Raw genomic sequence first — 26,245 nt, 5'->3', positions numbered from 1 at the left:
AAAATTAACGATAATAAAAATGGCAGTTTTAGCAAAAATTAGACAGCGTTCCGCTTTATTGATAGGAGTTATTGCACTTGCATTATTTGCATTTATAATACAAGATCTTTTCACAAGAGGAACATTTGGTCAAAGTTCAAAAGATGTAGGAAGCATCGATGGAAAAGATATTTCATTTGAAGACTTTAGAGTTAAAGTTAGTAATGTTGAAAAAAGTGGTCAAGGAATTACTTCCACTGAAGCTGCAAACAGAGTTTGGGATCAAGAAGTTTCAATCGCATTATTATCTTCTCAGTTTGATAAATTGGGATTAAGAGTTGGTGAAAAACACTTACTTGAAGTTTTAAAAGCAGATCCAAATATTGGTAAAAATCCAATGTTCTTAAATGCTGCAGGAATGTTTGATGTTGCAAAATTTAAAGAGTACTTCAAAACAAATCCTGAAGCAGCTCAATATCTTTCTCAAAAAGAAAAAGATGCTGAATTGAACGCAAAATATCAAATCTACAGCACACTTGTAAAAGCTGGACTTTATACAACTGTAAGCGAAGGAAAGTTGAAATATGAAATGGAAGCTAACAAAGTTAACTTTGCTTATGCTGCTGCATTATATTCGTCAATTAAAGATAGCGACGTGAAAATTTCTGATTCAGATATCGTTGATTATATGAAGAAAAATGAGAAAAAATTCAAAGCGGATGAAACTCGTGAAATTCAATATGTTTTAGTAGAAGATAAAGCTTCAAAAGAAGACGAAGCTGAAATTAAAGCTAAAATCACTGCGTTATTAAACGGAAGAGTAGAGTACAATGCAAAAACTGGTAAAAATGATACATTGCCAGGTTTCAAAAACGCTACAAACATTGCTGAATTCGTAAACTCAAATTCTGATGTTCCTTACGATTCTACATACGTTCCTAAAAATGCTTTACCAGCTGTTGATGCTGATAAATTATTCAGTTTGCCTGCCGGAGCAATTTATGGTCCTTATGTTTACGGAAAATATTATGCTATCTCTAAATCTTTAGGATTTAAAGCTGGTGTTAACGCAAAAGCAAGTCATATCTTAATTGCTTATGATGGATCTCAAACTCCAAATGCTAAAGAAAAAAGAACTAAAGAAGAAGCTAAAGCTAAAGCTGAAGAAATTTTAGCACAAGTTCAGGCTAATCCGGATAGTTTTATGATGTTGGCATTTACAAGTTCTGATGACTCATCTGCTCAGCAAGGTGGAGATTTAGGATATTTTGGTCCAAATCAAATGGTAAAACCATTCAATGATTTTGTATTCAATAACGGAATTGGAAAAATTGGTTTAGTTGAAACTCCTTTCGGATTTCACATTATCAAAATTACAGATAAACAAGACGGAATTCGTTTAGCTACTATCGCTCAAAAAATTGAGCCATCTGAAGTTACTTCTGATAAAGTATTTACATTGGCAACTAAATTTGAAATGGATGCTGCTAATAAAGACTTTAATGCTACTGCAAAAGAATTAGGTTTGAAAGTTGCTCCTCCAGTAACTGCAAAAGCGATGGATGAAGCGTTTGGTCCATTAGGTAACCAACGTAACATCATCAGATGGGCATATGACAAAGAAACAAGTAAAGGCGATGTAAAGCGTTTTGAAATTGCTAATATTGGACACGTAATTGCTCAATACAAAAGCGAAAACAAATCTGGTTTAGTGTCTGTTACTTTGGCTAGACCTTATGTTGAGCCAATCTTGAAAAACAAGAAAAAAGCTGAAATGTTAAAAGCTAAAATGACAGGATCAAGCCTTGAAGCTATTGCTAAAAGTGCTGGTGTAGCTGTTCAACAAGCTGCTAATGTAACTATGGATAACCCAGTTTTACCTGGTGGAGTAGGACAAGAGCCAAAAGTTGTAGGTAATGCATTTGCTTTAACTGCAAACAAAATTTCTGCACCAATTGAAGGAAACACTGGAGTTTATGTTGTTAAAAACATTAGTACAGTTAAAGCTCCTGCTGCTGCTAACCATGCAGAATATGTTGCTAAGGTAAAAGCTCAAAGCGCATCTGATGCAAGCAGAATTTTACCAGCGTTGAAAAACAATGCTAAAATTGAAGACAACAGATTACAATTTAATTACTAGTTTTTAGTAAATAAATTTAAAAATATAAAAGCCCGAAATGTTCATTTGACCATTTCGGGCTTTTTTGTGCTGTATATGGGATGTTTTTGTAGTAAATCTTAGCCGCTTTTCTTAAAGTATATAGGAATAATAGAAATAAAATTTTAAAAATTTGTGATATTCAAATTATTACAGTTAATTTGCTGCGATTTAACAAGGTAACTTCCGCCCCTAAGGTATTAAGCTAAATTATAATTAACGGAGATAATAATCGAGTACTGTGGATAAACAAATATTTTGTATTTTTTATGTTTAATTTGTTAAGAAGAAAACCTAGGGTATATACCAAAATTGAAAATCATATTTTTGGAATAATTACGGAACTTTTAAAGCTTAGTAATACTGATATCAATTGTGATGAATTGGGAGGTAAGTATTATTTAAGTAATGAAGAGCAGCATTTTAAAGTTACAGTCTTGAGTAACGATTACGTTATTAGACTGACAAATACTCATGATTCTGTTGCTGAGAAATATGATAAACTCTTTGTAGAAGATGTTCTAAAAGCTATAAAAGAAGAAAAACACCGCAGAATGGAAGTCGTTTATGACTCTATTAATAATAGTATAGAAAAAATGGCGGAGCGTTTGCATAATACGCTTATTGAAACAAATGAGCTCGAAACTCAAAAAGTTCGAAGATTGGAAACAAAACATACTAAAACAAAAAAAGTGAACTATTAGTTCACTTTTTTTTGTTTTTAAATAAAGATTACACATTAGAAAACTGTCAAGGCACAACTTGTTTTTTTTAGGTAATAACTATTTTTGTTCCATCGGAACATCTCATAGATAGTGGATTAATAATGACGCGTTTTTTACGTTCCGTAGGAACGTCTGCTTCATAACCGATATATGCACGTACAATTTGATGCCAAAGCGGAAACATTTTTTCTGCCAATGAAATGTTTCTACGGAACAAAAAAGAATAAAATTTCTAATGGGTAATCTAGGTTAAACAGGCTCTTGAATTATTCCTGTAAAATCATTTCATCATAAGTAAGGATTGTTTCGTATCCTTTTGAAGTAAAATATTCATTTGGGTTTTCTTTTGAAACAGCCATTACAAAATCGCCGCCCCAGGCACCAAGACTTTTAATAACTCCGTTAAAATCAGGAAAAGCAATTTCTTTGATAGTTTCCAATTCTAATATATTGCTTAAATGGATTTCATGTTTTTCTAAAGCAAAGGCAAACTCTTTTATCGTTTTTGCGTTTAAAACTGCCTCAGTGATTTTATCGTTGTCAACAATATTATGAGCCAAGTTTTGGTTTTTATTGTTATAATAAGCGTTTATCGCTGCTTTGCTGTTTTGCTTTTTATTAAGGTAAATGAAGTAAATATTTTTAATAAAATCCGGATTAAATTTAATCGTTTCTACCATTGGTAAATTTTGTTGATCCAGACGATATATAATAGGTGTGTTGTTTTGTGCGCACGCAATATCATAACCACTGCCTCCAAAACTATTTTTAAGTAGTGTAAAAGGATCTATCCTAGTCCATTGAGCAATGTTGTTCAATAAAGTAGATGATGTGCCTAATCCCCAGTTTTTAGGAAAAGTAAGTTGTGTGCTTATTTTGTAGCCTTCGGAGTTGTTTATGAAATTTGGATTTAAAAGATAAGCTTCGTGCAAAATATTTACTAAAGTACTTTTTACCGTCTCGATTTGGGTTGGAATATTTTCTATAATTTCAGAAAATGAGATGGTATTTTCGAACCAAAGATGTAGGTCAGAATCATAACTTTTCCACTCGATTTCTTTGTTTGTGCCGTTTTCTACAATTAAGTTTTGTCCAAATTTTGTTGGTAACGCAAAAGCTTTAGCGCCATCTAAAACTAGATATTCACCGGTAATTAAAAGTTTTCCGTTACTGTAAAAGATTGTTTTCATTCTGTATTTTTTAGCCCCGTTATGCTTTCGCATAAATTCCAAATTCCCAAGCTTGGGGATAAAATTCCAAATTCCAATTATTGTTGGAATTTGGAATTTTATTCAGAAGCTAAATTTTTGGAATTTGTAAATTGGGTTATTTTCTGATATTTTCAATAAATTCTACAACTGCACTGTGGGAAACAGCATTTTTCTTAAAATGAGTTTTAATTAAATGGCGTTCTTCGTCAGTTGCTTCAAATTGGTTGATGATGTTGTTTAAGTGCATTTTCATGTGGCCTTCCTGAATTCCGGTTGTAGTTAACGAGCGTAAAGCAGCAAAATTTTGTGCTAAACCGGCAACTGCTACAATTTCCATTAATTCTTTTGCAGATGGTTTTTCTAGTATTTCTAAACTTAATTTCACCAATGGATGCAGAGAGGTTAATCCGCCAACGGTTCCTATTGCTAATGGGATTTCCAACCAGAAAGTAAAAATTCCGTTTTCGATTTTAGCGTGCGATAAACTTGCATATTGACCATTTTTTGAGGCATAAGCATGAACTCCGGCTTCTACGGCTCTAAAATCATTTCCTGTTGCCAGAATTACAGCATCGACACCATTCATGATGCCTTTGTTGTGTGTAACGGCTCTAAAAGGTTCAACTTCTGCAATTTGAACTGCCTGAATGAAACGTTCGGCAAATTCTTGCGGATTCGGAATATGTTTCTCAGTCAAATCTTCAATCGGACACGAAACTTCGGCTCTAACAAGGCAATTTGGGACATAATTAGACAAAATACTCATAATTACTTCGAGTGTTTCATCGCCTGAAAATAGATCAGAATTTTGAAATTCCTCTTTTAAAGTGGTGGCAAATTGCTCTAAACAAGAGTTTATGAAATTTGCGCCCATACTGTCTTTTGTTTCAAAAGTGGCGTGAAGCTGAAAATAGTTTTCTAATAAACTTCTTTTGTCTTTTAGTTTTAAGTCTAAAATTCCACCGCCACGTTGTTGCATATTTTTGGTAATGCTTTGCGTGTCAGAAAAGAATCTAGGTTTTGTTTGATCGAAAAAGGATTGTAATTTTTGTGCATCTCCGTTGAAAGTAAAATGTACCTGACCGATTTTTTCAGTGTCAATTACTGTGGCTTTAAAACCTCCGCGTGTTGCCCAATATTTGGCTGCTTTTGAAGCAGCAGCGACTACAGAACTTTCTTCAATAGCCATTGGAATTGTTTTGTATTTTTCGTTAATTAAAAAATTTGGAGCAACTCCTAACGGAATGTATAGGTTGGTTATTGTGTTTTCGATGAACTCGTCATGTAATTGTTGTAGCTTTTCGTCTGAATTCCAGTAATTTCTTATAATATTCAAGGCTTCTTCAGGCTCTGAAAAGTAGGTATTGGCGATCCAGTTTATTTTTTCTTTTTTGGATAATTTCGAAAATCCGGCAACAGCGTTGTTCATTCTCAGTGTATTAAATAATATTGTTGCAGCAAAGATACCATTTTAAGAGTTTTGTTTAAAATCTATTTAAAATTGAAAATTACGCAATCGTTATTTTTTTTAACATTTAACACTTGAAATGTGTATTATGTTTATTTTTTTTACTAAAATTGGGCTCTTTTTTATATTTAAAATAATTCAAATGAATACAAGTAAAATTACTGTTATACTTTTGTTATTAGTTGCTACTGTTTTTGGGCAGCAAAAAGTTACTGTCGAGAATATTTATGGTGGTGCTTTCAAGGCAAAAGGAATGGTTGAATTGAAATCGCTAAAGAATACGAATCAATACACTGTTTTAGATGTAGATCAAGGGAGCAGAAGCATGCAGATTGGTTTATATGATTTCGGGACGCTAAAAAAAGTATCTGATTTGATTGATACAAAAAATCACAAGGAATTAGGAAACGGTATTGATAGTTATACTTTTGATGCATCAGAAAAAAAGATTTTAATTGCCGTTAATACTAATAAAATCTTCCGTCACTCTTTTACTGCAGATTATTATTTATATGATATCGCGTCTAAATCACTAACAAAACTTTTTGATTTTCAGATTCAGGAACCAACTTTTTCGCCTGATGGAACAAAAATCGCTTATGCTAAAGAGAATAACCTTTATGTATATGATGTAGCTTCAAAAAAATCAACTGCCGTTACTACAGATGGAAAGAAAAATTCGATTATTAATGGTATTACGGATTGGGTTTATGAAGAAGAATTTGCTTTTGTCCGGGCTTTTGACTGGAGTAAAGACAGTAAAAAATTAGCTTATATTCGTTTTGACGAAAGTGCTGTTCCGGAGTTTTCGATGTCAATGTTTCACAAAGATTTATATCCAACAATTGAAACTTTTAAATATCCTAAAGCAGGAGAAAAAAATTCGGTAGTTTCATTACATATTTATGATGCTGCTGCAAATGCTACTAAAAAAGTTGATTTAGGAAATTATAACGACTTTTATATTGCAAGATTAAAATGGACAAATGATAATAATACATTGTCTGCTCAGGTTTTAAACCGTCACCAGGATAATCTTGATTTACTTTTTGTTGATGGAACTACGGCTGCGGCTAAAGTGGTTTTGAATGAAAAAGATAAAGCTTATGTTGATGTTACAGATAATCTGACTTTTTTAAAAGATAATAGTTTTATCTGGACTAGCGAAAAAGATGGTTTCAATCATATTTATGTTTATGATAAAACCGGAAAACTTAAAAATCAGGTTACAAAAGGAAACTGGGAAGTAGTATCTTACTATGGTTTCGACGAAAAAACAAAAACTATTTTCTACCAATCTACAGAAAATGGTTCTATCAATAGAGATATTTATAGTATCGCTTTAGACGGAAAAAACAAAGTACGTTTATCTAAAAATACCGGAACTAATGCGGCGACTTTTAGCCCAAATTTCCAATTCTTCATTAATACTTTCTCAAGTGCTTCTCAGCCTACAACTTATACGTTGAACGAAGCAAAAGCTGGAAAAGAAATTCAGGTAATCGAGGATAATAAAGCTCTTGCTGCCAGATTAACGGCTTATAATTTGCCCACAAAAGAATTCTTTGTTTTAAAAACAGCAAAAGGAAACGAACTTAATGCTTGGATTTTAAAACCAAAAGATTTCGATCCTTCAAAAAAATATCCTGTTTTCATGTACCAATATTCTGGTCCGGGATCTCAACAAGTAAACAACGATTGGAACAATAGTGATGATTATTGGTTTGCTTCACTTACGCAACAAGGTTATATTGTAGCTTGTGTTGACGGTAGAGGAACTGGTTTTAAAGGTGCTGATTTTAAAAAAGTTACTCAAAAAGAATTAGGAAAATACGAAGTGCAAGATCAAATTGATGCTGCAAAAGTAATTGGTGCATATCCTTATGTTGATGCTTCAAGAATTGGAATCTTTGGATGGAGCTACGGTGGATTTATGGCTTCAAACTGTATTTTTCAGGGAAGTGATGTTTTTAAAATGGCAATTGCAGTTGCTCCGGTAACAAACTGGCGTTTTTATGATAGTGTTTACACAGAAAGATACATGACAACTCCACAAGAAAATGCAAGTGGTTACGATCAAAATTCTCCAATAAATCATGTTGAAAAATTAAAAGGGAAGTTTTTATTGATTCACGGATCTGGTGATGACAACGTTCATGTGCAAAATTCTATGCAAATGATGGAAGCTTTGATTCAGGCAAACAAACAATTTGATTCTCAGATATATCCGGATAAAAACCACGGTATTTTTGGCGGAAAAACGAGAATTCAGCTTTATAATAAAATGACTAACTTTATCAAAGAAAATCTATAATCTTAAATTTTTAACTTTAAATAAATAATGAATAATATGGGAGAAACTCAAGTAAAAACTGCGCATCCAAAAGGACTTTGGGTATTGTTTGGAACGGAGATGTGGGAGCGATTCAATTTTTATGGAATGCGAGCTTTATTGACATTATTTCTTGTAAACTCATTATTGATGAAAGAAGAAGAAGCTTCTCTTATTTATGGAGGATTTCTTGGACTTTGTTATTTAACACCAATGTTAGGTGGTTTTGTTGCCGATCGTTTTTTAGGGAACAGAAATTGTATTTTATTAGGTGGTTTGTTAATGGCAATTGGACAAATGCTATTGTTTACCAGCGGAAGTGTTTTTGAATCTAACTTAGGTTTGGCAAAAACGATTATGTATTCTGCGTTAGGAGTTATTGTTTTTGGTAACGGATTCTTCAAACCAAATATTTCTAGTATGGTTGGAAGTTTATATCCTAAACAAGAAAAAACAAAATTAGACACTGCTTTTACGATCTTTTATATGGGAATTAATATTGGCGCTTTTTTAGGTCAATCTATTTGTCCATTATTAGGAGACGTTGTTGATAGAGGTGGCGTTAGAGATATTCATGCTTTTAAATGGGGATTCTTGGCAGCTTCGGTTGCAATGCTTTTGGGAACAATCCTTTTTTATGTTTTAAAAAATAAATATGTAGTGTCTCCAGAAGGAAGACCATTAGGAGGTTTGCCATCTAAAAATGTAGCTGATGATTTTGAAGAAGGAGAAGCGCAAAAAGCTAATTTTTCTACCAGAGCTTTAATTGGTGCAGGAATTGCATTTTTAGTTTTAGGCTTGTTTTTTCACTATGTAGTTGGTCAGAATTTAATTTATACTTTGATTTATTCAAGCGGATTGGCTTTAGCAGGATTGATTATTTCTGATTCTTCGCTGACTAAAGTGGAAAGAGACAGAATTATTGTAATCTATATTGTTTCTTTCTTTATTATTTTCTTTTGGGCTGCATTTGAGCAAGCTGGTTCTTCTTTGACTTTTATTGCGAATAATCAAACAGATAGAAACTTTTTTGGAATTTGGAATATGCCACCATCAATGGTTCAGATTTTTAATGGATTATTTGTTGTTGTTTTAGCAGTTCCTTTTAGTGTATTATGGGATTCTTTAAGAGCGAAAAGTAAAGAGCCAATATCGCCTGTAAAATTAGCTATAGGTTTGGTTTTGATTACTGTAAGTTTCTTTATGATTGCTACTCAGGTTTCTTATATCGGAACTTCAGGATTGTTATTGGTAAAATGGCTTATTTTATTGTATTTCTTAAATACTTGTGCTGAGTTATGCTTATCTCCAATTGGATTGTCATTGGTAGGTAAATTATCGCCAAAACGTTTTGCTTCATTATTATTTGGGGTTTTCTTCCTTTCTAATGCTTCAGGTTATGCTTTAGGTGGAACTTTAGGGTCGATTTTGCCCCCAACAGGTGATAAATATAAAGCAGCTGAAAAAGTAAATATAGATTTAGCGTCAATTTTAGAAAATAAAACTGTTGCAAACGGAGTAGAATTATTTGCTTTGGCAAAATTACAGATTGCTAAAATTGATAAAGAAAAATCTAAAGAATTTGGTTTAGATGTAGAAAAGAAAATTGAAACGATTGCTGAAATTAAAAGCCAAAAAGAACTTGCGGCTAAGACAAATGTAAAATTTGTAAATACTTTTACAGCAAAAGACACAACATTTACAGCAAAAGAATTTGATCTTTTAAAAGAGAAAAATATTGTAACGGTTTCTTATCCTGAATTTGCAGGATTCATAATTCATAACTTATATGAGTTCTTTATGGTTTTTGTTGTTCTTACGGGTATCGCTGCTTTAGTGTTATTTGCTTTAACTCCATTCTTGAAAAAAATGATGCATGGAGTTAGGTAGTACAAAACACGAGATTACATTAGAAGAAATTCAAAATTTTAAAGGCACTTATCCAAAACAATTGTGGTATTTGTTTTTTGTTGAAATGTGGGAACGTTTTTGTTTCTACGGAATGCGTGGTGTACTAACCTTTTTTATGGTAGACCAACTTTTATTAAAAGACGAACATGCTAATTTGCAATACGGAGCAATCCAGGCGTTTGTTTATGCTTTTACCTTTATCGGTGGTATTTTTGCTGATAAAGTTTTAGGGTTTAAAAAGTCATTATTTTTTGGAGGAATCGTAATGATTCTTGGAAATCTTTTGATTGCTTTTTCGCCTCAGACAATGTTTTATTATGGTATTGCTTTTTCGATTATTGGAACTGGTTTTTTTAAACCAAATGTTTCTTCAATGGTTGGGGAGTTGTATCATGAAGAAGATGGAAGAAGAGATGCCGGTTACGGAATGTTTTATGCCGGAATAAATGTTGGAGGTCTTTTAGGAGGTGCTTTGTGTATTTATTTAGGAAAATACTATTCTTGGCAATTGTGCTTTTTATCAGCTGCCATTGTTATGTTTCTGGGATTGGTTACCTTTTTGTTTACTAAAAAATATTTAGGACCAATTGGAGATTCTCCATTGTTACATTTAGATACAAGTAAAAGAAGAGTACGTGAAATAGCAGTTTATGCATTGTCAATCTTGAGTTTGCCATTTATTTTTATAATGGTGAAAAATACAGATTACACAGATTATTTCATGTATACAATTGGTATAATTGCAGTTTTGTATTTTGCTTATGAGCTGATAAAATTAGGTGATGTAAAAATGCAGAAAAAGCTTTTTGCAGCCTTCTTGTTTGTGTTCTTCTATTTATTGTTTAATGCGATTTACGAGCAAAGCGGTGGTTCATTATCACTTTTTGCAAAAGATAACTTAAGTAATAAATTATTGTTTTTTAACATTGATCCAAATGTGGTAAACAATAGTTCGAACACTTTCTTTGTAGTGGCTTTAAGTCCGCTTATTGGTTTGTTATGGATTTGGCTTGGAAAAAGAAGAATCGAACCAAATACCCTGATTAAATTCGGAATTGGATTTTTGTTCTTAGGAGCTTCATTTTATATCTTTTACCTAACCAGGTTTTTTGCAAACTCAGAAGGAATTGCGTCTTTAAACGTGTTTACTTTTGCTTATTTGGTAACAACAATTGGTGAGCTTTGTTTAGGTCCAATCGGGATGTCTATTATTACTAAATTATCTCCAAAAAGATTATTCGGTATGATGATGGGATTGTGGTTTCTTGCAAGCGCTTTCGGGCAATTATTTGCAGGGAAGTTAGGTGCCGAAATATCGCGATCAAATACAGGAGATACACTGCTTTCTAAGTTGCAATCTTATACAGAAGGATATTATCAATTGGCTATTTATTCGCTTGTTGCCGGGGTTCTGTTAATTGCAATTTCGCCAATTATTAGAAAATTAATGCAAGAAGTAAAGTAGACGACAATTAGCAATTCTTTTTTTGCTTAAATTTGTAGAAAATAATAAGGACATGAAAAAAATTATACTAGTTGCATTGTTTTTTGTTGGTGCATTTGCAACACAAGCGCAGGAACTTAAATGGTATACAGATGTAAAGGAGGCGATTACGGTAAGTAATAAAGTAAACAAACCAATGTTGTTGTTTTTTACCGGTAGTGATTGGTGTGGATGGTGTATTCGTTTACAGAATGAAGTTTTGAAAACTGCAGAGTTTAAAAAATGGGCTTCTGATAATGTTGTTTTAGTAGAATTAGATTATCCTAGAGGTGTGCCTCAAACTCCTGAACTTAAAAATCAGAATAATGAGTTACAACAAGCTTTTGGAATTCAGGGATTCCCAACTGTATTTTTTACAAGTGCAGAATCAAAAGATGGAAAGATAAATTTTAAAGGCTTAGGAAAAACCGGTTATGTTGCCGGAGGTCCATCTGCTTGGTTAACAGTTGCAGAAGAAATCGTTCATCCAAAAAAATCTTAAGTAGAGTAAATTCTATTTTAATAATATAAAACTCCTTACATATTTGTAAGGAGTTTTTTTGTTTCGTAAGAAAAAGGATTCACTATTTTGGTGGGTTTTGTGGTTTTATTATTTTATTATAATTAAAAAAACATATAATGTATTTTTTGTGCTAATAAAAATTGGAAAATTAAAATAATATGTTAATTTAGTCCTGCTATACTAACCAAAACCAATTTATACTATGACCAAAAAATTACTTATCCTACTGTTCTTTTTAGGTTCATTTTTTCTGCATTCGCAAAATTTAGTTTGGAGAACAAACATGACTGATGCTATTGCAATAAGCAATGAACAAAGAAAACCAATGTTAATTTTATTCACTGCCTCAGGTGTACCGGAAAATCTTCAAAATGAAATCTTCAAAACTCCTGATTTTGCAGTTTGGTCGCGCGACAATGTCATCTTGGTAAAACTGGACTTGTCTGACTCAACTACTGCTGATGGAGATAGAGAGCAAAATCTTAAATTAAAAAGTGCTTTTGGAGTTGAAGACTTGCCAGAAGTTTGTTTCGCAAGCGCTTCTATCCGAAAAAACAAAACAACTTTTAGTGCATTAGGTAAAATCGCTTATAAGCCTGGAGGTGCTAAAGCTTGGATTGCTGAATCGAATGCGATTTTGCATCCAAGTGAATAAATTAAAATTTAAATTAAGTTTCTTAGTTTAATTTGTAGAATCCCTTTTCGGCTATTGCATGAAAAGGGATGTTTTTTAGGTTTTAGTGTGATATCAGCAGTTTTGATGTTTTTTAGGGGTAAAAATTACATTTTGTTTAAAATTTAAAGTTTAAATAATAAAATTCACTATAATGTAACTTTTTCGAAGTTTTTGTGACAGAAGTGTTTGTTAACTCCTCGTTTTTGTGTTAATTTGGTTTTTATAACCCCCAATAAAAACCAATAATATTATGACCCGAAAACTACTTATCCTACTGTTTTTCATAGGTTCATCTTTCTTACATTCTCAGAATTTAGTTTGGAATACCGATTTAAGCGATGCATTTATAGCTAGTGATGCACAAAAGAAACCATTGTTGATTTTTTTTACAGCTGCTAATGCCGGACAGAAAATTCAGAATGAGGTTTTTACCACACCAGACTTTGCTGTATGGTCCCGTGATAATGTTATCTTATTAAAACTTGATTTGTCTGATAATACCTTAACAGATGAAGCGAAAGAGAAAAATGTGATGATGAAAAATGCTTTAGGTGTCGAAGAAATTCCTCAGGCTTGTTTTGTGATGATTACAATCAAAAAAAATAAACCAACAATTAGTAAGATGGGAGTTCTAGCCTATAAAATGGGTGGAGCGAAGAAATGGATTTCTGATTCAAATTCAATTTTGCATCCAAGCAGCGAATAAAATAAAATTCCTAGTTTAACTTATAATATCCCTTTTCATTCGTTGCATGAAAAGGGATATTTTTTTTAAGACAAGTGGTTTTCCAACTCTTAATTATGGAATAAGAGTTTGAAGCGTCTGCAATTATTATTTTCGGATTTAAATCCTTTAGAATTCTGTCTAAATTTACTTTTGGAGATTGAGTAAGAAGCAGGATATCCGGTTGTGTTCTGTTTTGATAAACTCCGGTGCTGTCTATTACAAGAATCTTTTTTCCGTTAAAGAATAATGTATTCTTGATTTTGTGCGAACTTTTCAAAACACCAAAATTTCCAACTAAATAAGAAGTGGAAATATTGTTTTTAGAAAGAGTATCACTTGTAATAAAGCTGATGTTTTTGCCAATTCTTTCAGATATCAAAGTGCTTTTCCTGGTGTTGTAAATGATTAATTCCTGTTGGCTCTCAATTTCTTTTTTGGTATAAATAAAAGAAATCTGAACTATAATAATGGTAAGCAAAAGAGAAATAGTTTTATTAAAACTAGGCTTATTAAGCCAAATTGTGCCAGCAATTATTAATAGGTAAATGGTAATCAGATAATAGAAATTAAAACTAATATCTTTAATAACAAACGATTCAAATGTTGCGACAAAGTGAATCATTAGATTTAAAAGATAAACACTCTTTTCGAAAATAGCAACCAAAATCATTGGTGGACTATAAAAAACAGCAAAGATCATTACTATGATTCCGGCAATCATGATAAACGATAATAATGGAAGAATGATAATGTTTGTTACAAAAAATAATCCCGGAAATTGATGAAAATAGTATAAGCAAACCGGTAAAGTGCCTATTTGTGCAGCACAAGAAACGGTTAAAGCATTCCAGATGTAAATCGTTATTTTGTGTTTTGGAGCCCAGATTTTTTGTAGAATAGGTTGTAGCCAAATGATAAAAAATAATGCAAGATAACTTAGCTGAAAGCCAACATCAAACAAGAAATAAGGCTCGAATAATAATATCAATAAAATTGACACTAATAGAGTATGATAGATGTTTCCGCTTCTGCGTAAATGATTTCCAATGGCGAGAAATGAAAACATAACAACGGAACGCAAAACAGGCGGAGATAAACCCGAAATTACAGCGAAAATAGCCAAGGATATCAAAATGGAAATCAATTTTATAAATGAACCTTTTCGAGTATTTGGAATTGGTTTTAGAATAAAATTTATAAATAACATGATAAAACCAACATGCAAACCAGAAACAGATAGTACATGCGTAGTTCCGGAGTATTGGTAATCTTTTATAATATCTGCTGAAATTTCTTGTTGTTGCCCCAAAATAAGAGCCAAGGCAACGTTCATTTCGTCTTTATTGAAATGGGCATTTTCGAGATTGTTTATGATTCTTGAATGTAAACGGCCAGAATAATACCAGATGTCTTTTTTAGGATTTTTGTTAATTACTATTTCAGATTTACGACAGTAAACCTGACCATAAATTTGTTTGTTGGACAAATACTTGGCATAATCAAATTGATTAGGATTTTTGCTTGAACTATTGGGTTGTAAAACTGTTTTTACCCGAATTATATTTCCTAAAATAACTTTGTTTTTTGAGCTGTCTTTCTGGATGTTTACAATGATTCTTCCTGTATAAACTTTGCCTTCAATTTGGTTTATAATGGCAACATACCGATCGTTAAAGTCATTACTTTTTAATTTTTCACGTAAAGTGAAAGTTATCAATTGAGGTTTTTCAAATACTGTTTTAGAATTGATGTAATTTGATTCCTGATAAGAATCTGTCTGTAATTGAAGAGTGATTATTCCAATAAAAAAAGAAACAATAGAGGTATTTATTCCAAAAATGATATTTAGTTTTTTGCGTTTGGCGGCAAAGAAATAAAGGGTACAGAATATTGTTATACTGAAAATAAGGAATATTCCAGCGGTTAATATTGAGGGTCTTGTGTAGTAAGAAACAATGATACCGAGAAGAAAGCTAATTGTAATTTTAGCCAAAGGAAAATCTAATACTTTCATTTTCTAAAAGTATTAAATATTTTGTAAGAAAAAGAATATATTTTTGTTTAATTCGATTTACTCAATTACTCTGTTAATTTGAGCGAACGAATTTTGATAATAGGCTTCTTTTGTAGATGAAATTATAACGCCTTTTGATGTTGAAGAATGCACAAATTTAATTTCATTCGAATTTACTTCCACAATTAACCCAACATGGTTTATTTGTCTGCTTTTATTGGTTTTAAAGAAAATTAAATCCCCTTTTTGAGCATCGCTAGTTTTGATTATTTTCCCAACATTTGCCTGCTCATAAGAACTTCTCGGAAGTTTTATATTTTCAGATTCAAATGTGGTATAGACTAATCCGGAGCAATCAAAGCCACTTTTTGTTGTGCCGCCAGCTTTGTAGCGAACGCCAATATTGTCTTCGGCTTTTTCGATTAATTTACTTACAGTATATCTATTTTCTTTTTTTGATTCATTTTTGCCCACGGCAGTTGATGTCGATTTACATGAAGTAAAAACGATCGCAAGAAGCATGAAAATGAGTATTTTTTTCAAAATTGAGTTTTTTTAAGCCTGTTTTAGATCTGCTACAATAAGTTTTGCGGTCTTTTTACTTGCGCCGACTCCGCCTAATTTTTGCTCCAGAATATCATAATTTTTCAATAGCTTTTCGCGATATTGAGGTTCTAATAATTTCTGTAATTCTTCTTTAATGCGTTTGGTGTTGCAGTCGCTTTGAATCAATTCGGTTACAACTTCCTGATCCATAATTAAATTTACAAGCGAAATGTATTTTAAAGTGATAATGCGTTTTGCAATTTGATAGGAAATCGAACTTCCTTTATAACAAACGACTTCCGGAACTTTAAAAAGCGCCGTTTCCAGAGTTGCAGTTCCTGAAGTTACCAATGCAGCAGTCGAAGAGCGAAGCAAATCATAAGTTTTATTCGAAACAAATGCAATGTTTTTGTTGCTGATAAATTGCTGATAAAATTCATAATCCTGACTTGGGGCACCGGCAATTACAAATTCATAATCCTGAAAATCATCCACAACACTAAGCATAACGCTAAGCATTTTGGTGATTTCCTGCTTACGGCTTCCAGGTAAAACGGCAATAATTGGTTTTTCTCCCAGTTGGTTTTCTTTTCTAAAAGTTGCCTCATCAAAAGGAGGCTGATTCTGAATTGCATCAATTAATGGATGTCCAACAAAATCTACCGGAAAATGGTGTTTATCTTCGTAGAAACTTTTCTCAAAAGGCAAAATCACAAACATTTTGTCGACGTCTTGTTTGATTGCCGTAATTCTGTTCTCTTTCCAAGCCCAAATTTGAGGAGAAATATAATAATGAGTTTTATAATTTAAAGCTTTAGCCCATTTTGCAATACGCATATTAAAGCCCGGATAATCAATAAAAATCAAGACATCAGGTTGAAATTCGGTGATGTCTTTTTTGCAAATCTTGATATTACTTAAAATGGTTTTTAAATTGAAAATAACTTCAATAAATCCCATAAAAGCCAATTCACGATAGTGTTTTACTAATGTTCCTCCAGCCTTTTGCATTAAATCGCCACCCCAAAACCTAATTTCTGCTTGAGGATCTTCTTCATACAATGCCTTTATTAAATTTGAACCATGTAAATCTCCAGAGGCTTCGCCGGCTATAATGTAATACTTCATATAGATTTCTTTGAAAGTGTGTTTCAATTTTTAAACACAACATTTTTTTTGCAGAGCAAAGATAAGATTTAAATAAATAAGGTCGAAATTGCTAAAACAATCACCGCCAAAACTACACCTCTTGCTATAAGTTCTTTGTTTCTTTTTAGCAGAATTAAAAAAACTGCAAGATCCAAAATGGTTCCTAAAGTGATTACTTTTCCCAGATAACCTTGTTTTCTTATAGTTTCAAGTCCTGTCGAAATGTCAAAAGTGGTAAAAAAGGTGATAAACAAATAACTTCCAAGAATAGAAGTAAAAATACCGATCATAAATCCGATAAGAATGTCTGCTTTATTCATTTAATTTCCAAGTATTAAGTTGTTGTATAGAATGATGTGCCGTTAAGTCAAATTGTACAGGAACTACAGAAATATATCCATTTTCTAATGCCCATTCGTCTGTGTCTTCACCTTTGTCTTCATTGGTGAATTTTCCGGTTAGCCAATAATAATCTTTCCCGAAAGGAGTTTGTCGCTTGTCAAATTTCTGTGCGTAGTAAGCTTTCGCTTGGCGACAAATTTTAATTCCTTTGATTTCTTTTTCTTTTAATTTCGGAAAGTTGACATTTAAAACGACACTTGGAGGTAATTTATTGGCAAGTGTTTCTAACGTTATTTTCTTTACGAATGATTTTATTTGCTCAAAATCGGCATTCCAGTCAAAGTCTAATAATGAAAATCCGATAGCCTGAATGCCTTCAATTCCTGCTTCAACAGCAGCGCTCATCGTTCCGGAATAAATTACATTTATAGAAGAGTTTGAACCATGATTAATTCCCGAAACACACAAATCCGGTTTTCGTTTTAAAATTTCGTTTACTGCCAGTTTTACACAATCTACAGGAGTTCCTGAGCAGCTATATTCGGTTATAATGTCATCTTCTTTTGAGATTTTGTCTAAAAACAAGGTATTGTTAATGGTTATGGCGTGTCCCATGGCACTTTGAGGTTTGTCTGGAGCAACTACGACAACTTCGCCAATAGTTTCCATAACACTTATCAAAGCTCTGATTCCGGGAGCTAAAATGCCGTCGTCGTTGGTAACTAATATTAGTGGTTTTTCGCTTTTCATATACGAATTATGATTTTGAATGTAGGATTTTAAGACAAATGTAGTGACAGATTTTCGTAGAATAGTCACAAATAAAACAAAATTTGTCAACTAATTTAAAGAAGATTTTAGCGCGTCAAACATTTTTATATCTTTAACAAAAAATTATAGTGGGCTTGGCTTTGTTGGCACAGTTTTTACCGTAACTTAGATTAAAAAATTTGATGAATGCTATTATTAAGTTTATGAAAAGAAATTATAAAATACTTATAGCCGTATTATGCTTGTCATTGACCTTGTTTGCTTTTAAGATTAATGCAGACAAGACGGTAGATCCGGATCCAAATAGAGATAAAACGCTTTTAGAATTGCTTGCTTTTGTTATTGAAAAAGGACATTATAGTCCTGCTGAAATAAATGATGAGTTTTCAAAAGGAATCTTTAAAGATTATATCGATGCGTTAGATCCTTCAAAAAGATTCTTTCTTCAGTCTGATATCGACGAATTCAAACAATATGAATTGCAGTTAGACGATCAGTTTTTGAACAAAGATTTGACTTTTTTCAATCTTACTTATACAAGATTGATGAAACGTATGGAAGAAAGCAAAAAGCGTTATAAGACTATTTTAGCGCAGCCTTTCAACTATAATGTTGATGAGACTTTTAATGCGGATTATGAGCATATTCCGTATGCAAAAAATGCGACTGAAATTAACGAGAGATGGAGAAAACAAATTAAATTGTCAACTCTTTCTTCGCTTGTTGCTAAACAAAAATTAGAAGAGGATAAAAAGAAAAAAGATCCTGCTTATAAAGAAAAATCTTTTGAAACTTTAGAAAAAGAAACTCGTGATAGTTCTCTAAAATCATTAGATGACAATTTCAGTTTAATTAAAGATTTGAATAAGGAAGATTGGTTTTCTGTTTATGTAAACTCGATCATGACTCGTTTTGATCCGCATACAAGCTATTTTGCGCCAGAAGAAAAAGACCGTTTTGATGTTAATATCAGTGGAAAATTGGAAGGTATTGGAGCAAGATTAACTAAGAAAAATGATTTTACTCAAATTGATGAATTGATTTCAGGAGGTCCTGCATGGAAAGGAAAAGAACTTGAGGCTGGAGATTTAATTTTGAAAGTTGGACAAGGAAACGAAGAGCCTGTTGATGTAGTAGGAATGCGTCTGGATGATGTTGTGAAAAAAATCAAAGGTCACAAAGGAACTGAGGTTAAACTTACCGTTAAAAAAGTTGACGGAACAATCAAAATAATTTCAATTATCAGAGATGTTGTTGAGATCGAAGAAACGTACGCTAAATCTAGTATTGTAGAAAGAAACGGATTGAAATACGGAGTAATCTATTTGCCTAAATTCTACATTGATTTTGAAAATAAAGACGGTCGTGATGCCGGAAAAGATATTGCTCTTGAAGTTGAAAGACTGAAAAAAGAAGATATCAACGGAATTGTACTAGACGTTCGTGATGATGGTGGTGGATCTTTATCTACTGTTGTTGATATCGCAGGTTTATTTATTGAAGAAGGACCAATTGTTCAGGTAAAATCAGCTGGAAAAAAGAAAGAAGTTTTATACGATAAAGATAAAAAAATCGAGTGGGACGGACCATTAGTAATTATGGTTAACAGTTTCTCAGCATCTGCATCAGAGATTTTGGCTGCTGCAATTCAGGATTACAAACGTGGGGTTATCATTGGTAGTAAACAAACTTATGGTAAAGGAACGGTACAAAATGTACTTGATTTGAATCAGTTTGTTCGTAATGCAAATTATGGAGATCTTGGTGCTTTGAAAATTACCGGACAAAAGTTCTATAGAATCAATGGAGGTTCTACTCAATTAGAAGGTGTTCATAGTGATGTTGTGATGCCGGATCGTTATGCTTACTTAAAAATGGGTGAGCGTGATATTGACAATGCAATGCCATGGGATAAAATCGATCCTGCTGATTATAGCACTTGGACTTCAAACGAAAACTTTGCAAAAGCAATCGATAATAGTAAAAACAGAATTGCTCAAAATGCACAATTCAAATTGATTGAAGACAATGCAAAATGGATTGATGTTAAAAATAAAGAGAATACTTATAGCTTAAATATTAATAGTTTTAAAGCTACTCAGGAGCAAGTTGAGAATGAAGGTAAAAAATACAAACCTATTTCAGATTACAAAAACAATTTAGTTTTTAAATCATTGCCTTACGAAGAACTTGAAATGAATAATGACGCTACATTAAAAGAAAAAAGAGAGGCTTGGCACCAAGCATTAGCTAAAGACGTTTATGTAGAGGAGGCTTTAAATGTTTTAGATGATTTACAGTCTAAGAGTTATGTAAAAAACAGTGTTACTCCTAGAATGAAAAAGGATAAATTGGTAAAATCTTAGTTCTAACGAGAATTAATTTGTTATTAAAACGCTCCATAAATTTAAATTTATGGAGCGTTTTTTTGTAAGTTTATATGGTGTAAGAAAGTAATTTGTGATCTGTAAAAAGTGATTACTCAGATTTGAATATTGAAAAATAAAGTTAATGAAGAATTATATAGTTTTAGGTTTGATAAGTTTTGTGTTTTTGTCCTGTAAAAAAGAAGATAATAGTCAAAAAGAGTTAATGCAGGAAGAACCACAAGCTTCCTTTGTTACTAATCATAGTAATTCTGATTCTTTGTACACGATTGCTTATTTGCCAACTTCGACAACAAAACAAATTGTAAAACATCAATATTATACGCTTTCATATAATGAAAAGTATGAACAAGCCGAATGGGTTGCGTATGAATTAAAGAAAGAATATCTGAAAAACGGCGATTATAAACGCCCATATTTTATTGAAGATCCAAAAGTAACAACGGGTTCTGCAGATTGGAGAAACTACAAGAAATCTGGTTACGACAAAGGGCATCTTTGTCCTGCCGGAGATATGGAGTTTGATAAGAATGCGTATAATGATACTTTTTATACCTCCAATATTTCTCCTCAAAAACATGATTTCAATAGCGGAATCTGGAACAGATTAGAACAAAAAACACGTTATTGGGCAGGAAAGTATAATGATGTTTATGTAGTAACTGGCGGAATTTTGAAAGATTCAGATAAAAAAATAGGGACAGAAAATGTTGCTGTCCCTAAATATTTTTATAAAATTATTTTGACTAAATCCGGCAAAGAACATAAGGCAATTGCTTTTTTGGTTCCAAATGAAGACAGTAATAAGTCGCTTTATGATTTTGTCGTTCCTATTGAAACTCTTGAAAAAATGACAGGAATTGATTTCTTTCCTAATCTGAAAAATTTAAAAAGTAGTAAGGATTTTTAACTCGGCGATAGTCTTATTTTTTATTTTTCAGAATAAAAGCTTTGCTATTTTTAATTTATAAATTGCTTTCTGCCTTTCTGGGATTGAATAATATAAAACTCATAACAGCTAATATCCAAACACCAATTCCTCCATAGAGTAATATTACTTCAAAACCATGTGCAAGTGCTGCTTGTAAAACTGATTCTGATGAATTTAATGTGTTTAGTTTTGAAAAATCATTGGTAAGTGATGAAAAATTTCCTGCTGCTATTTTTTCCGAAATAAGCCGTAATGTAGTTTTCTCTACAGATCCAGGAAATGCGTTATTCAGATAAGAGAAAATTCCCTCGACCAAGATAAATCCCATTAAAGCGATATTAATAGATAAAGTAATTAGTCTTGCACTCATATCTATTCCTGAGGCCATTCCGGAGCGATTAGACGAAACCGAACCTGTAGTTGTATTGGTTACCGGTGTATTGGTTAAACCTAATCCAATTCCTGCGAGTAAAGAACCCGGAAGCATTGTTAGCCAGCTTGCATGTTCTGCGATGCTGCCATATCTCATAAGTATAAAACCGAGTCCTATTACAAAAAGTCCTATTGGAATTATGATTCCTGAGCGATATCGAACCGAAAGATATTCGGCAAAAGGAGGGATAATTAATGTGGGAAGAGTATAGGCAAGCAAAGAAATTCCTACCGTAACTACATCATATCCTAAACAGCTTTGATAATAGATAGGCAAATAAATGATGAAGGGCCAAAAGCTAAAATTCATTCCGATAGAACCAAGTATAGCGCCTGAAAAATTGCGGATTTTGAATACTGAAAAATCAAACATCGGGTAAGGATTTGTTTTTTCGACTCTCAAAAATAGAATGAAACTGATTATTGTAGCACCAATAATGCTTAATGCTATAGGGCTTGCAAAGCCAAGATCTGGTCCTTGTGTGATAAAATAACTCAATCCAAAGACCGCTATAGATAATGTGGTCATTCCCCAAATGTCTAATTTTTTAGCATCAGAATCTTTAGATTCATCTACATAACCATAAACCAAAAGTACAGCAATAGCCGCTATAGGAACGTGTATTAGAAAGACCCATTTCCAGGACAATATTGCTATGACTGCAGCTCCTATTATAGGTCCAAAACCTAATCCGATGCCTAGAATAATACCCCAGATACTAAAAGCGCTACTGCGTTCTTTTCCTTCTTGAAATTGATGTGATAAAGTAGCGACCTGGCAAATTAACATTGCACCACCGCTTATTCCCTGAAAAAAACGACTGATTATTAATATGGTAATGTTTTCTGCTAAACCACAAACTAAGGATGAAATTCCGAATAAAATTAAAGTAATAATCAGAATACGTTTTCGGCCATATCGATCTGCTAATGTTCCTGCTGCCATTAAAACCGTGGTGCAGCCTATAGTGTAAATATTCATGATCCATTGCATGTCCCGAAGGTTAGCGTTTAATAGTTTTTCGAGCGTTGGCAGAATAACCGGAACGCTTGAAATTTCTAATGAGAACATTAATGTGGCTAAACAAATCGCAATGAGAACGACTGTGTTTTTGCTGGAGTAAAATTTTTGCTTCATTTTTTCTATTGTATTTTTTAGCAAAATTATACTGAGTATGTTTATTTTTTCGGTATAATTTAATGATAAAAAAGTACTTTTGTAGTATGAGAAAAGAAAACATGCATCAATCGGTAGAGGTGATTTATAAAAAGGTAGAGGAGTGCCCAATTACAAATTCACAATTCAGTTTTTTTCAGATGGTTTATGTTATTTCGGGAAATGGATTTCTTCATATCAATGGAAATGCAATATCTTATCAAACGGGAAATCTAATGCTACTAACGCCAAATGATTACCACACTTTTGACATTGTAAATACTACGGAATTTTTATTGGTTAAAATTAATAGTGAATACGTAAAAGAATATAAATCAAAAAGTATTGATCATATTGGTTGTTTGTTGCATTATGCGTCACATTTATCAGGTTGGATTCTGAAACGAAAAGCAGATGAATTCCTTGTTAAATCTATATCGGATTCTTTAATTCATGTTATAGAGAATAAGGATATTTATGATGAAGATTTAATAACGCATTATGTCAATGCGCTTATTGTGATTGCTGCTCGAAACATTGCTAAAATAAAACCAAAAGGTATAAAAGAGAGCGCCGATAAAAGAATTTTGGAGATTATTAATTATATACAGACTAATATTTTTTTTCCTCAAAAATTAAAAGCTTCGGCTATAGCAGAGAAATTTGATATATCAGATACGTATCTTGGAAGTTATTTTAAAAATCATTGCGGAGAAACGATTCAGTCTTTTATTTCAAATTATAAAATACGATTGATCGAGCATCGCTTAAGTTTCAGTGATATGAGAATTAATGAAATTGTAGATGAATTTGGTTTTTCAGATGAAAGTCATCTCAATAAATTTTTCAAGAAACATAGAAATATTAGCTTGACAGGATATAGAAGAGCTAAAGTTTTACAGAACGAATTGACATAAAAAAAGCCGAAGATTTCTCTTCGGCTTCTATTTTTTATCTCATTTGGAATTTAAAAAGCGGTCAAAGCTTTTAATTCGGTAATAGTTTGAGTTGGATTTTCGGCTTTAAAAACAAAACTTCCTGCTACTAAAACATCAGCTCCGGCTTCTACTAATTGTTTTGCGTTTTTGCTTGTTACACCACCATCAATTTCAATTAATGTTGAAGCGTTTTTGCGTGTAATTAAAGCTTTTAGCTTAGCTACTTTCGCATAAGTATTTTCGATGAATGATTGTCCTCCAAAACCGGGATTTACACTCATAATACAAACTAGGTCAATATCATTGATTACATCTTCTAATAAATCAATATTAGTATGTGGGTTGATTGCAACTCCTGCTTTCATTCCTTCGGCTTTAATTGCCTGAAGTGTTCTGTGTAAATGTGTACAAGCTTCATAATGGACGGTTAAGCCATTGGCGCCTAAATCGGCAAAAGTCTTAATGTATCGATCCGGATCAATGATCATTAAATGTACATCAATATATTTTTTTGCATGTCTTGAAATCGCTTCTAAAACAGGCATCCCAAAAGAAATATTCGGAACAAAAACTCCATCCATAATATCGATATGAAACCAATCAGCCTGACTGTTATTAAGCATTTCGACATCACGTTGTAAATTGGCAAAATCGGCTGCAAGAACAGAAGGAGCAATAAGTGTATTTTTCATTGTGTAGTTGTGTGTGTTATTTTTGCAAAGATAATTTTTTTAACCGCAAAGAGCGCAAAGGTTTACGCAAAGTTCGCAAAGGATTTGTAAATGATTTTTAACAAAATTTAAAGCTCGCAAAGCTTTGCGAACTCTCCGTTTTTTACAACATTCCCAAGGATAAAAAGATCTTTGCGCTCTTTGCGGTTAAGAAAATTTTAAAAAATAAAAAACTCCGGTAATCAGCCGGAGTTTCAATCATCAATCAAAAAACGAACAGTCAATCAAACTGTTGTTTGCTTTAAAGTCCCAAGTATAATACTTTTCGAATAAAATTCCAAATTCCAACAGTAATTGGTATTTGGAATTTTTATCCCGAAGCATCGGGATTGGGATTTATATCTTTAAATATTAACCTAAATAGGTTTTAAGAATTTTACTTCTTGAAGTGTGTTTTAATCTACGGATTGCTTTTTCTTTAATCTGACGAACACGCTCACGAGTTAAGTCGAAAGTTTCTCCAATTTCTTCTAAAGTCATTGGGTGTTGATCGCCAAGACCAAAATACAAACGAACTACATCTGCCTCTCTAGGGGTTAATGTTTCTAATGAACGCTCGATTTCAGTACGTAATGATTCGTGAATTAACTCTCTGTCCGGGTTTGGAGATTCTCCAGAACGTAAAACGTCATAAAGGTTAGAATCTTCACCTTCAACAAGAGGTGCATCCATTGATAAGTGACGACCAGAGTTTTTCATAGACTCTTTTACGTCATTTACAGTCATGTCAAGTTCTTTTGCAATTTCTTCAGCAGAAGGTGGACGCTCGTTAGATTGCTCTAATAAAGCATACATTTTGTTGATTTTATTGATAGAACCAATTTTGTTTAATGGTAAACGAACAATACGAGATTGCTCTGCCAAAGCCTGAAGAATCGATTGACGAATCCACCATACAGCATAAGAGATGAATTTGAAACCACGAGTTTCATCAAAACGTTGAGCCGCTTTAATTAAACCTAAGTTTCCTTCATTAATTAAGTCAGGAAGAGTTAAACCTTGATTTTGATATTGTTTAGCAACCGATACAACGAAACGTAGGTTGGCTTTTGTTAATTTTTCTAAAGCTCTTTGATCACCAGCCTTTATTCTTTGTGCTAATTCTACCTCTTCATCAGCGGTAATTAGGTCAACTTTTCCAATTTCTTGTAGGTATTTGTCTAACGATGCAGTTTCACGATTGGTTACCTGCTTGGTGATTTTAAGTTGTCTCATGTTTTTTGTCTCCTCAATTTTTAAGTGTACAATTAGTTATACGTAAGAAGATGCAAAAAAGTTACAACAAGTTGTGAAATATTTTAAAAAAAGAAAAACACTCCTTATTAAAAGCTTAATTTGGAGTGTTTTATCAGGAGGGGCAAAATTTATTTTTACTCCGAAAAATCATCAGAGGCATCTAAAATTTCGTCGAATATCTTTTTAAGTGACTTTATATAGATCGGAAATGAGATTAATAATAGTATATATTCTTTTCTAAAAACCGTAATATCATCCAGAATTTCGTACAAACAGGGAATTATTACTCCTAACGAGACAACAATTCCAACCCAGGGATTATTGATGATTTTTTTTATGATTGATAAAGCTCTCATGTCTGGCTGGCTGATTAACGCAATTCTCATTGATAGTTTTTTTTGTTGTTTCTGAGCGTAAAA

At 32.5% G+C, this 26,245-nt stretch carries 22 protein-coding genes; 11 read left to right on the top strand and 11 right to left on the bottom strand.

The window, feature by feature from the left end:
* Nucleotides 1–19 precede the first annotated feature (19 nt).
* The gene (locus CHB81_RS00175; RefSeq protein ID WP_089349878.1) at nucleotides 20–2,119 is read left to right on the top strand and encodes a peptidylprolyl isomerase; all 2,100 of its coding nucleotides are present in this window, start codon (nucleotides 20–22) and stop codon (nucleotides 2,117–2,119) included.
* A 455-nt stretch (nucleotides 2,120–2,574) separates the two neighbouring features.
* Entirely contained in the window at nucleotides 2,575–2,841 is a 267-nt protein-coding gene (locus CHB81_RS27070) for a hypothetical protein (protein ID WP_254920902.1), read from the top strand.
* Between the two features lie 287 nt (nucleotides 2,842–3,128).
* Here the strand turns inward: CHB81_RS27070 and CHB81_RS00165 are convergent, their stop codons facing one another.
* Together CHB81_RS00165 and CHB81_RS00160 are read right to left on the bottom strand one after the other, a co-directional pair.
* Nucleotides 3,129–4,052 (bottom strand): GYDIA family GHMP kinase, encoded by a 924-nt coding sequence (locus CHB81_RS00165; RefSeq protein WP_089349876.1) that lies wholly within the window; start codon nucleotides 4,050–4,052, stop codon nucleotides 3,129–3,131.
* A 136-nt stretch (nucleotides 4,053–4,188) separates the two neighbouring features.
* On the bottom strand, nucleotides 4,189–5,502 hold the full coding sequence (locus CHB81_RS00160) for a hydroxymethylglutaryl-CoA reductase, degradative (RefSeq protein ID WP_089349875.1): 1,314 nt from the start codon (nucleotides 5,500–5,502) through the stop codon (nucleotides 4,189–4,191).
* Between the two features lie 181 nt (nucleotides 5,503–5,683).
* Here CHB81_RS00160 and CHB81_RS00155 point away from each other — a divergent pair, with 181 nt between their 5' ends.
* From CHB81_RS00155 to CHB81_RS00130, 6 genes are all read left to right on the top strand, one after another.
* The gene (locus tag CHB81_RS00155) at nucleotides 5,684–7,855 is read left to right on the top strand and encodes a S9 family peptidase (protein WP_089350254.1); all 2,172 of its coding nucleotides are present in this window, start codon (nucleotides 5,684–5,686) and stop codon (nucleotides 7,853–7,855) included.
* 36 nt (nucleotides 7,856–7,891) lie between these two features.
* Nucleotides 7,892–9,763 carry a peptide MFS transporter gene (locus tag CHB81_RS00150; RefSeq protein WP_254920901.1) on the top strand — a complete coding sequence of 624 codons (1,872 nt, stop codon included), beginning with the start codon at nucleotides 7,892–7,894 and terminating at the stop codon, nucleotides 9,761–9,763.
* A complete protein-coding gene (locus tag CHB81_RS00145; protein WP_089349874.1) occupies nucleotides 9,750–11,249 on the top strand; it encodes a peptide MFS transporter in 1,500 nt (499 codons plus the stop codon). The genes CHB81_RS00150 and CHB81_RS00145 overlap by 14 nt, the downstream gene beginning before the upstream one ends.
* Nucleotides 11,250–11,301: 52 nt before the next feature.
* The gene (locus tag CHB81_RS00140; RefSeq protein WP_089349873.1) at nucleotides 11,302–11,769 is read left to right on the top strand and encodes a thioredoxin family protein; all 468 of its coding nucleotides are present in this window, start codon (nucleotides 11,302–11,304) and stop codon (nucleotides 11,767–11,769) included.
* 223 nt (nucleotides 11,770–11,992) lie between these two features.
* Entirely contained in the window at nucleotides 11,993–12,445 is a 453-nt protein-coding gene (locus CHB81_RS00135) for a hypothetical protein (RefSeq protein WP_089349872.1), read from the top strand.
* Nucleotides 12,446–12,716: 271 nt separating this feature from the next.
* Nucleotides 12,717–13,172 carry a hypothetical protein gene (locus CHB81_RS00130; protein ID WP_089349871.1) on the top strand — a complete coding sequence of 152 codons (456 nt, stop codon included), beginning with the start codon at nucleotides 12,717–12,719 and terminating at the stop codon, nucleotides 13,170–13,172.
* A gap of 10 nt (nucleotides 13,173–13,182) precedes the next feature.
* On the opposite strand, the gene CHB81_RS00125 is transcribed toward CHB81_RS00130, so the two are convergent.
* From CHB81_RS00125 to surE, 5 genes are all read right to left on the bottom strand, one after another.
* Nucleotides 13,183–15,207: a ComEC/Rec2 family competence protein gene (locus CHB81_RS00125; RefSeq protein ID WP_089349870.1), complete on the bottom strand. Its 2,025-nt coding sequence runs from the start codon at nucleotides 15,205–15,207 to the stop codon at nucleotides 13,183–13,185.
* A 57-nt stretch (nucleotides 15,208–15,264) separates the two neighbouring features.
* Nucleotides 15,265–15,750 (bottom strand): C40 family peptidase, encoded by a 486-nt coding sequence (locus CHB81_RS00120; RefSeq protein WP_089349869.1) that lies wholly within the window; start codon nucleotides 15,748–15,750, stop codon nucleotides 15,265–15,267.
* A 12-nt stretch (nucleotides 15,751–15,762) separates the two neighbouring features.
* The gene (lpxB, locus tag CHB81_RS00115) at nucleotides 15,763–16,881 is read right to left on the bottom strand and encodes a lipid-A-disaccharide synthase (protein WP_089349868.1); all 1,119 of its coding nucleotides are present in this window, start codon (nucleotides 16,879–16,881) and stop codon (nucleotides 15,763–15,765) included.
* 68 nt (nucleotides 16,882–16,949) lie between these two features.
* Entirely contained in the window at nucleotides 16,950–17,222 is a 273-nt protein-coding gene (locus tag CHB81_RS00110; protein WP_089349867.1) for a hypothetical protein, read from the bottom strand.
* Complete coding sequence (surE, locus tag CHB81_RS00105) at nucleotides 17,215–17,994, bottom strand: 5'/3'-nucleotidase SurE (RefSeq protein ID WP_089349866.1); 780 nt, start codon at nucleotides 17,992–17,994, stop codon at nucleotides 17,215–17,217. Before surE ends, CHB81_RS00110 begins: the two co-directional genes overlap by 8 nt.
* A gap of 203 nt (nucleotides 17,995–18,197) precedes the next feature.
* Between surE and CHB81_RS00100 the strand changes: the two genes are divergently transcribed.
* Nucleotides 18,198–20,381 (top strand): carboxy terminal-processing peptidase, encoded by a 2,184-nt coding sequence (locus CHB81_RS00100; RefSeq protein WP_089349865.1) that lies wholly within the window; start codon nucleotides 18,198–18,200, stop codon nucleotides 20,379–20,381.
* Nucleotides 20,382–20,526: 145 nt separating this feature from the next.
* Nucleotides 20,527–21,312, top strand: a complete 786-nt coding sequence (locus CHB81_RS00095) for a DNA/RNA non-specific endonuclease (protein WP_089349864.1) — start codon at nucleotides 20,527–20,529, stop codon at nucleotides 21,310–21,312.
* A gap of 55 nt (nucleotides 21,313–21,367) precedes the next feature.
* Here the strand turns inward: CHB81_RS00095 and CHB81_RS00090 are convergent, their stop codons facing one another.
* A complete protein-coding gene (locus CHB81_RS00090; RefSeq protein ID WP_089349863.1) occupies nucleotides 21,368–22,903 on the bottom strand; it encodes an MFS transporter in 1,536 nt (511 codons plus the stop codon).
* Nucleotides 22,904–22,989: 86 nt separating this feature from the next.
* Between CHB81_RS00090 and CHB81_RS00085 the strand changes: the two genes are divergently transcribed.
* On the top strand, nucleotides 22,990–23,838 hold the full coding sequence (locus tag CHB81_RS00085; RefSeq protein WP_176427469.1) for an AraC family transcriptional regulator: 849 nt from the start codon (nucleotides 22,990–22,992) through the stop codon (nucleotides 23,836–23,838).
* Between the two features lie 50 nt (nucleotides 23,839–23,888).
* Here the strand turns inward: CHB81_RS00085 and rpe are convergent, their stop codons facing one another.
* From rpe to CHB81_RS00070, 3 genes are all read right to left on the bottom strand, one after another.
* Nucleotides 23,889–24,551: a ribulose-phosphate 3-epimerase gene (gene rpe / locus CHB81_RS00080; protein ID WP_089349862.1), complete on the bottom strand. Its 663-nt coding sequence runs from the start codon at nucleotides 24,549–24,551 to the stop codon at nucleotides 23,889–23,891.
* A gap of 390 nt (nucleotides 24,552–24,941) precedes the next feature.
* Nucleotides 24,942–25,805 carry an RNA polymerase sigma factor RpoD/SigA gene (locus CHB81_RS00075; RefSeq protein ID WP_007804760.1) on the bottom strand — a complete coding sequence of 288 codons (864 nt, stop codon included), beginning with the start codon at nucleotides 25,803–25,805 and terminating at the stop codon, nucleotides 24,942–24,944.
* Nucleotides 25,806–25,960: 155 nt separating this feature from the next.
* Nucleotides 25,961–26,212, bottom strand: a complete 252-nt coding sequence (locus CHB81_RS00070; protein ID WP_089349861.1) for a hypothetical protein — start codon at nucleotides 26,210–26,212, stop codon at nucleotides 25,961–25,963.
* Nucleotides 26,213–26,245: the final 33 nt, after the last annotated feature.

This window comes from Flavobacterium sp. ov086 (genome assembly GCF_900187965.1).
In the GTDB taxonomy this organism is placed as follows: Bacteria; Bacteroidota; Bacteroidia; order Flavobacteriales; family Flavobacteriaceae; genus Flavobacterium.
This window is presented reverse-complemented; position numbering and strand designations above follow the sequence as displayed.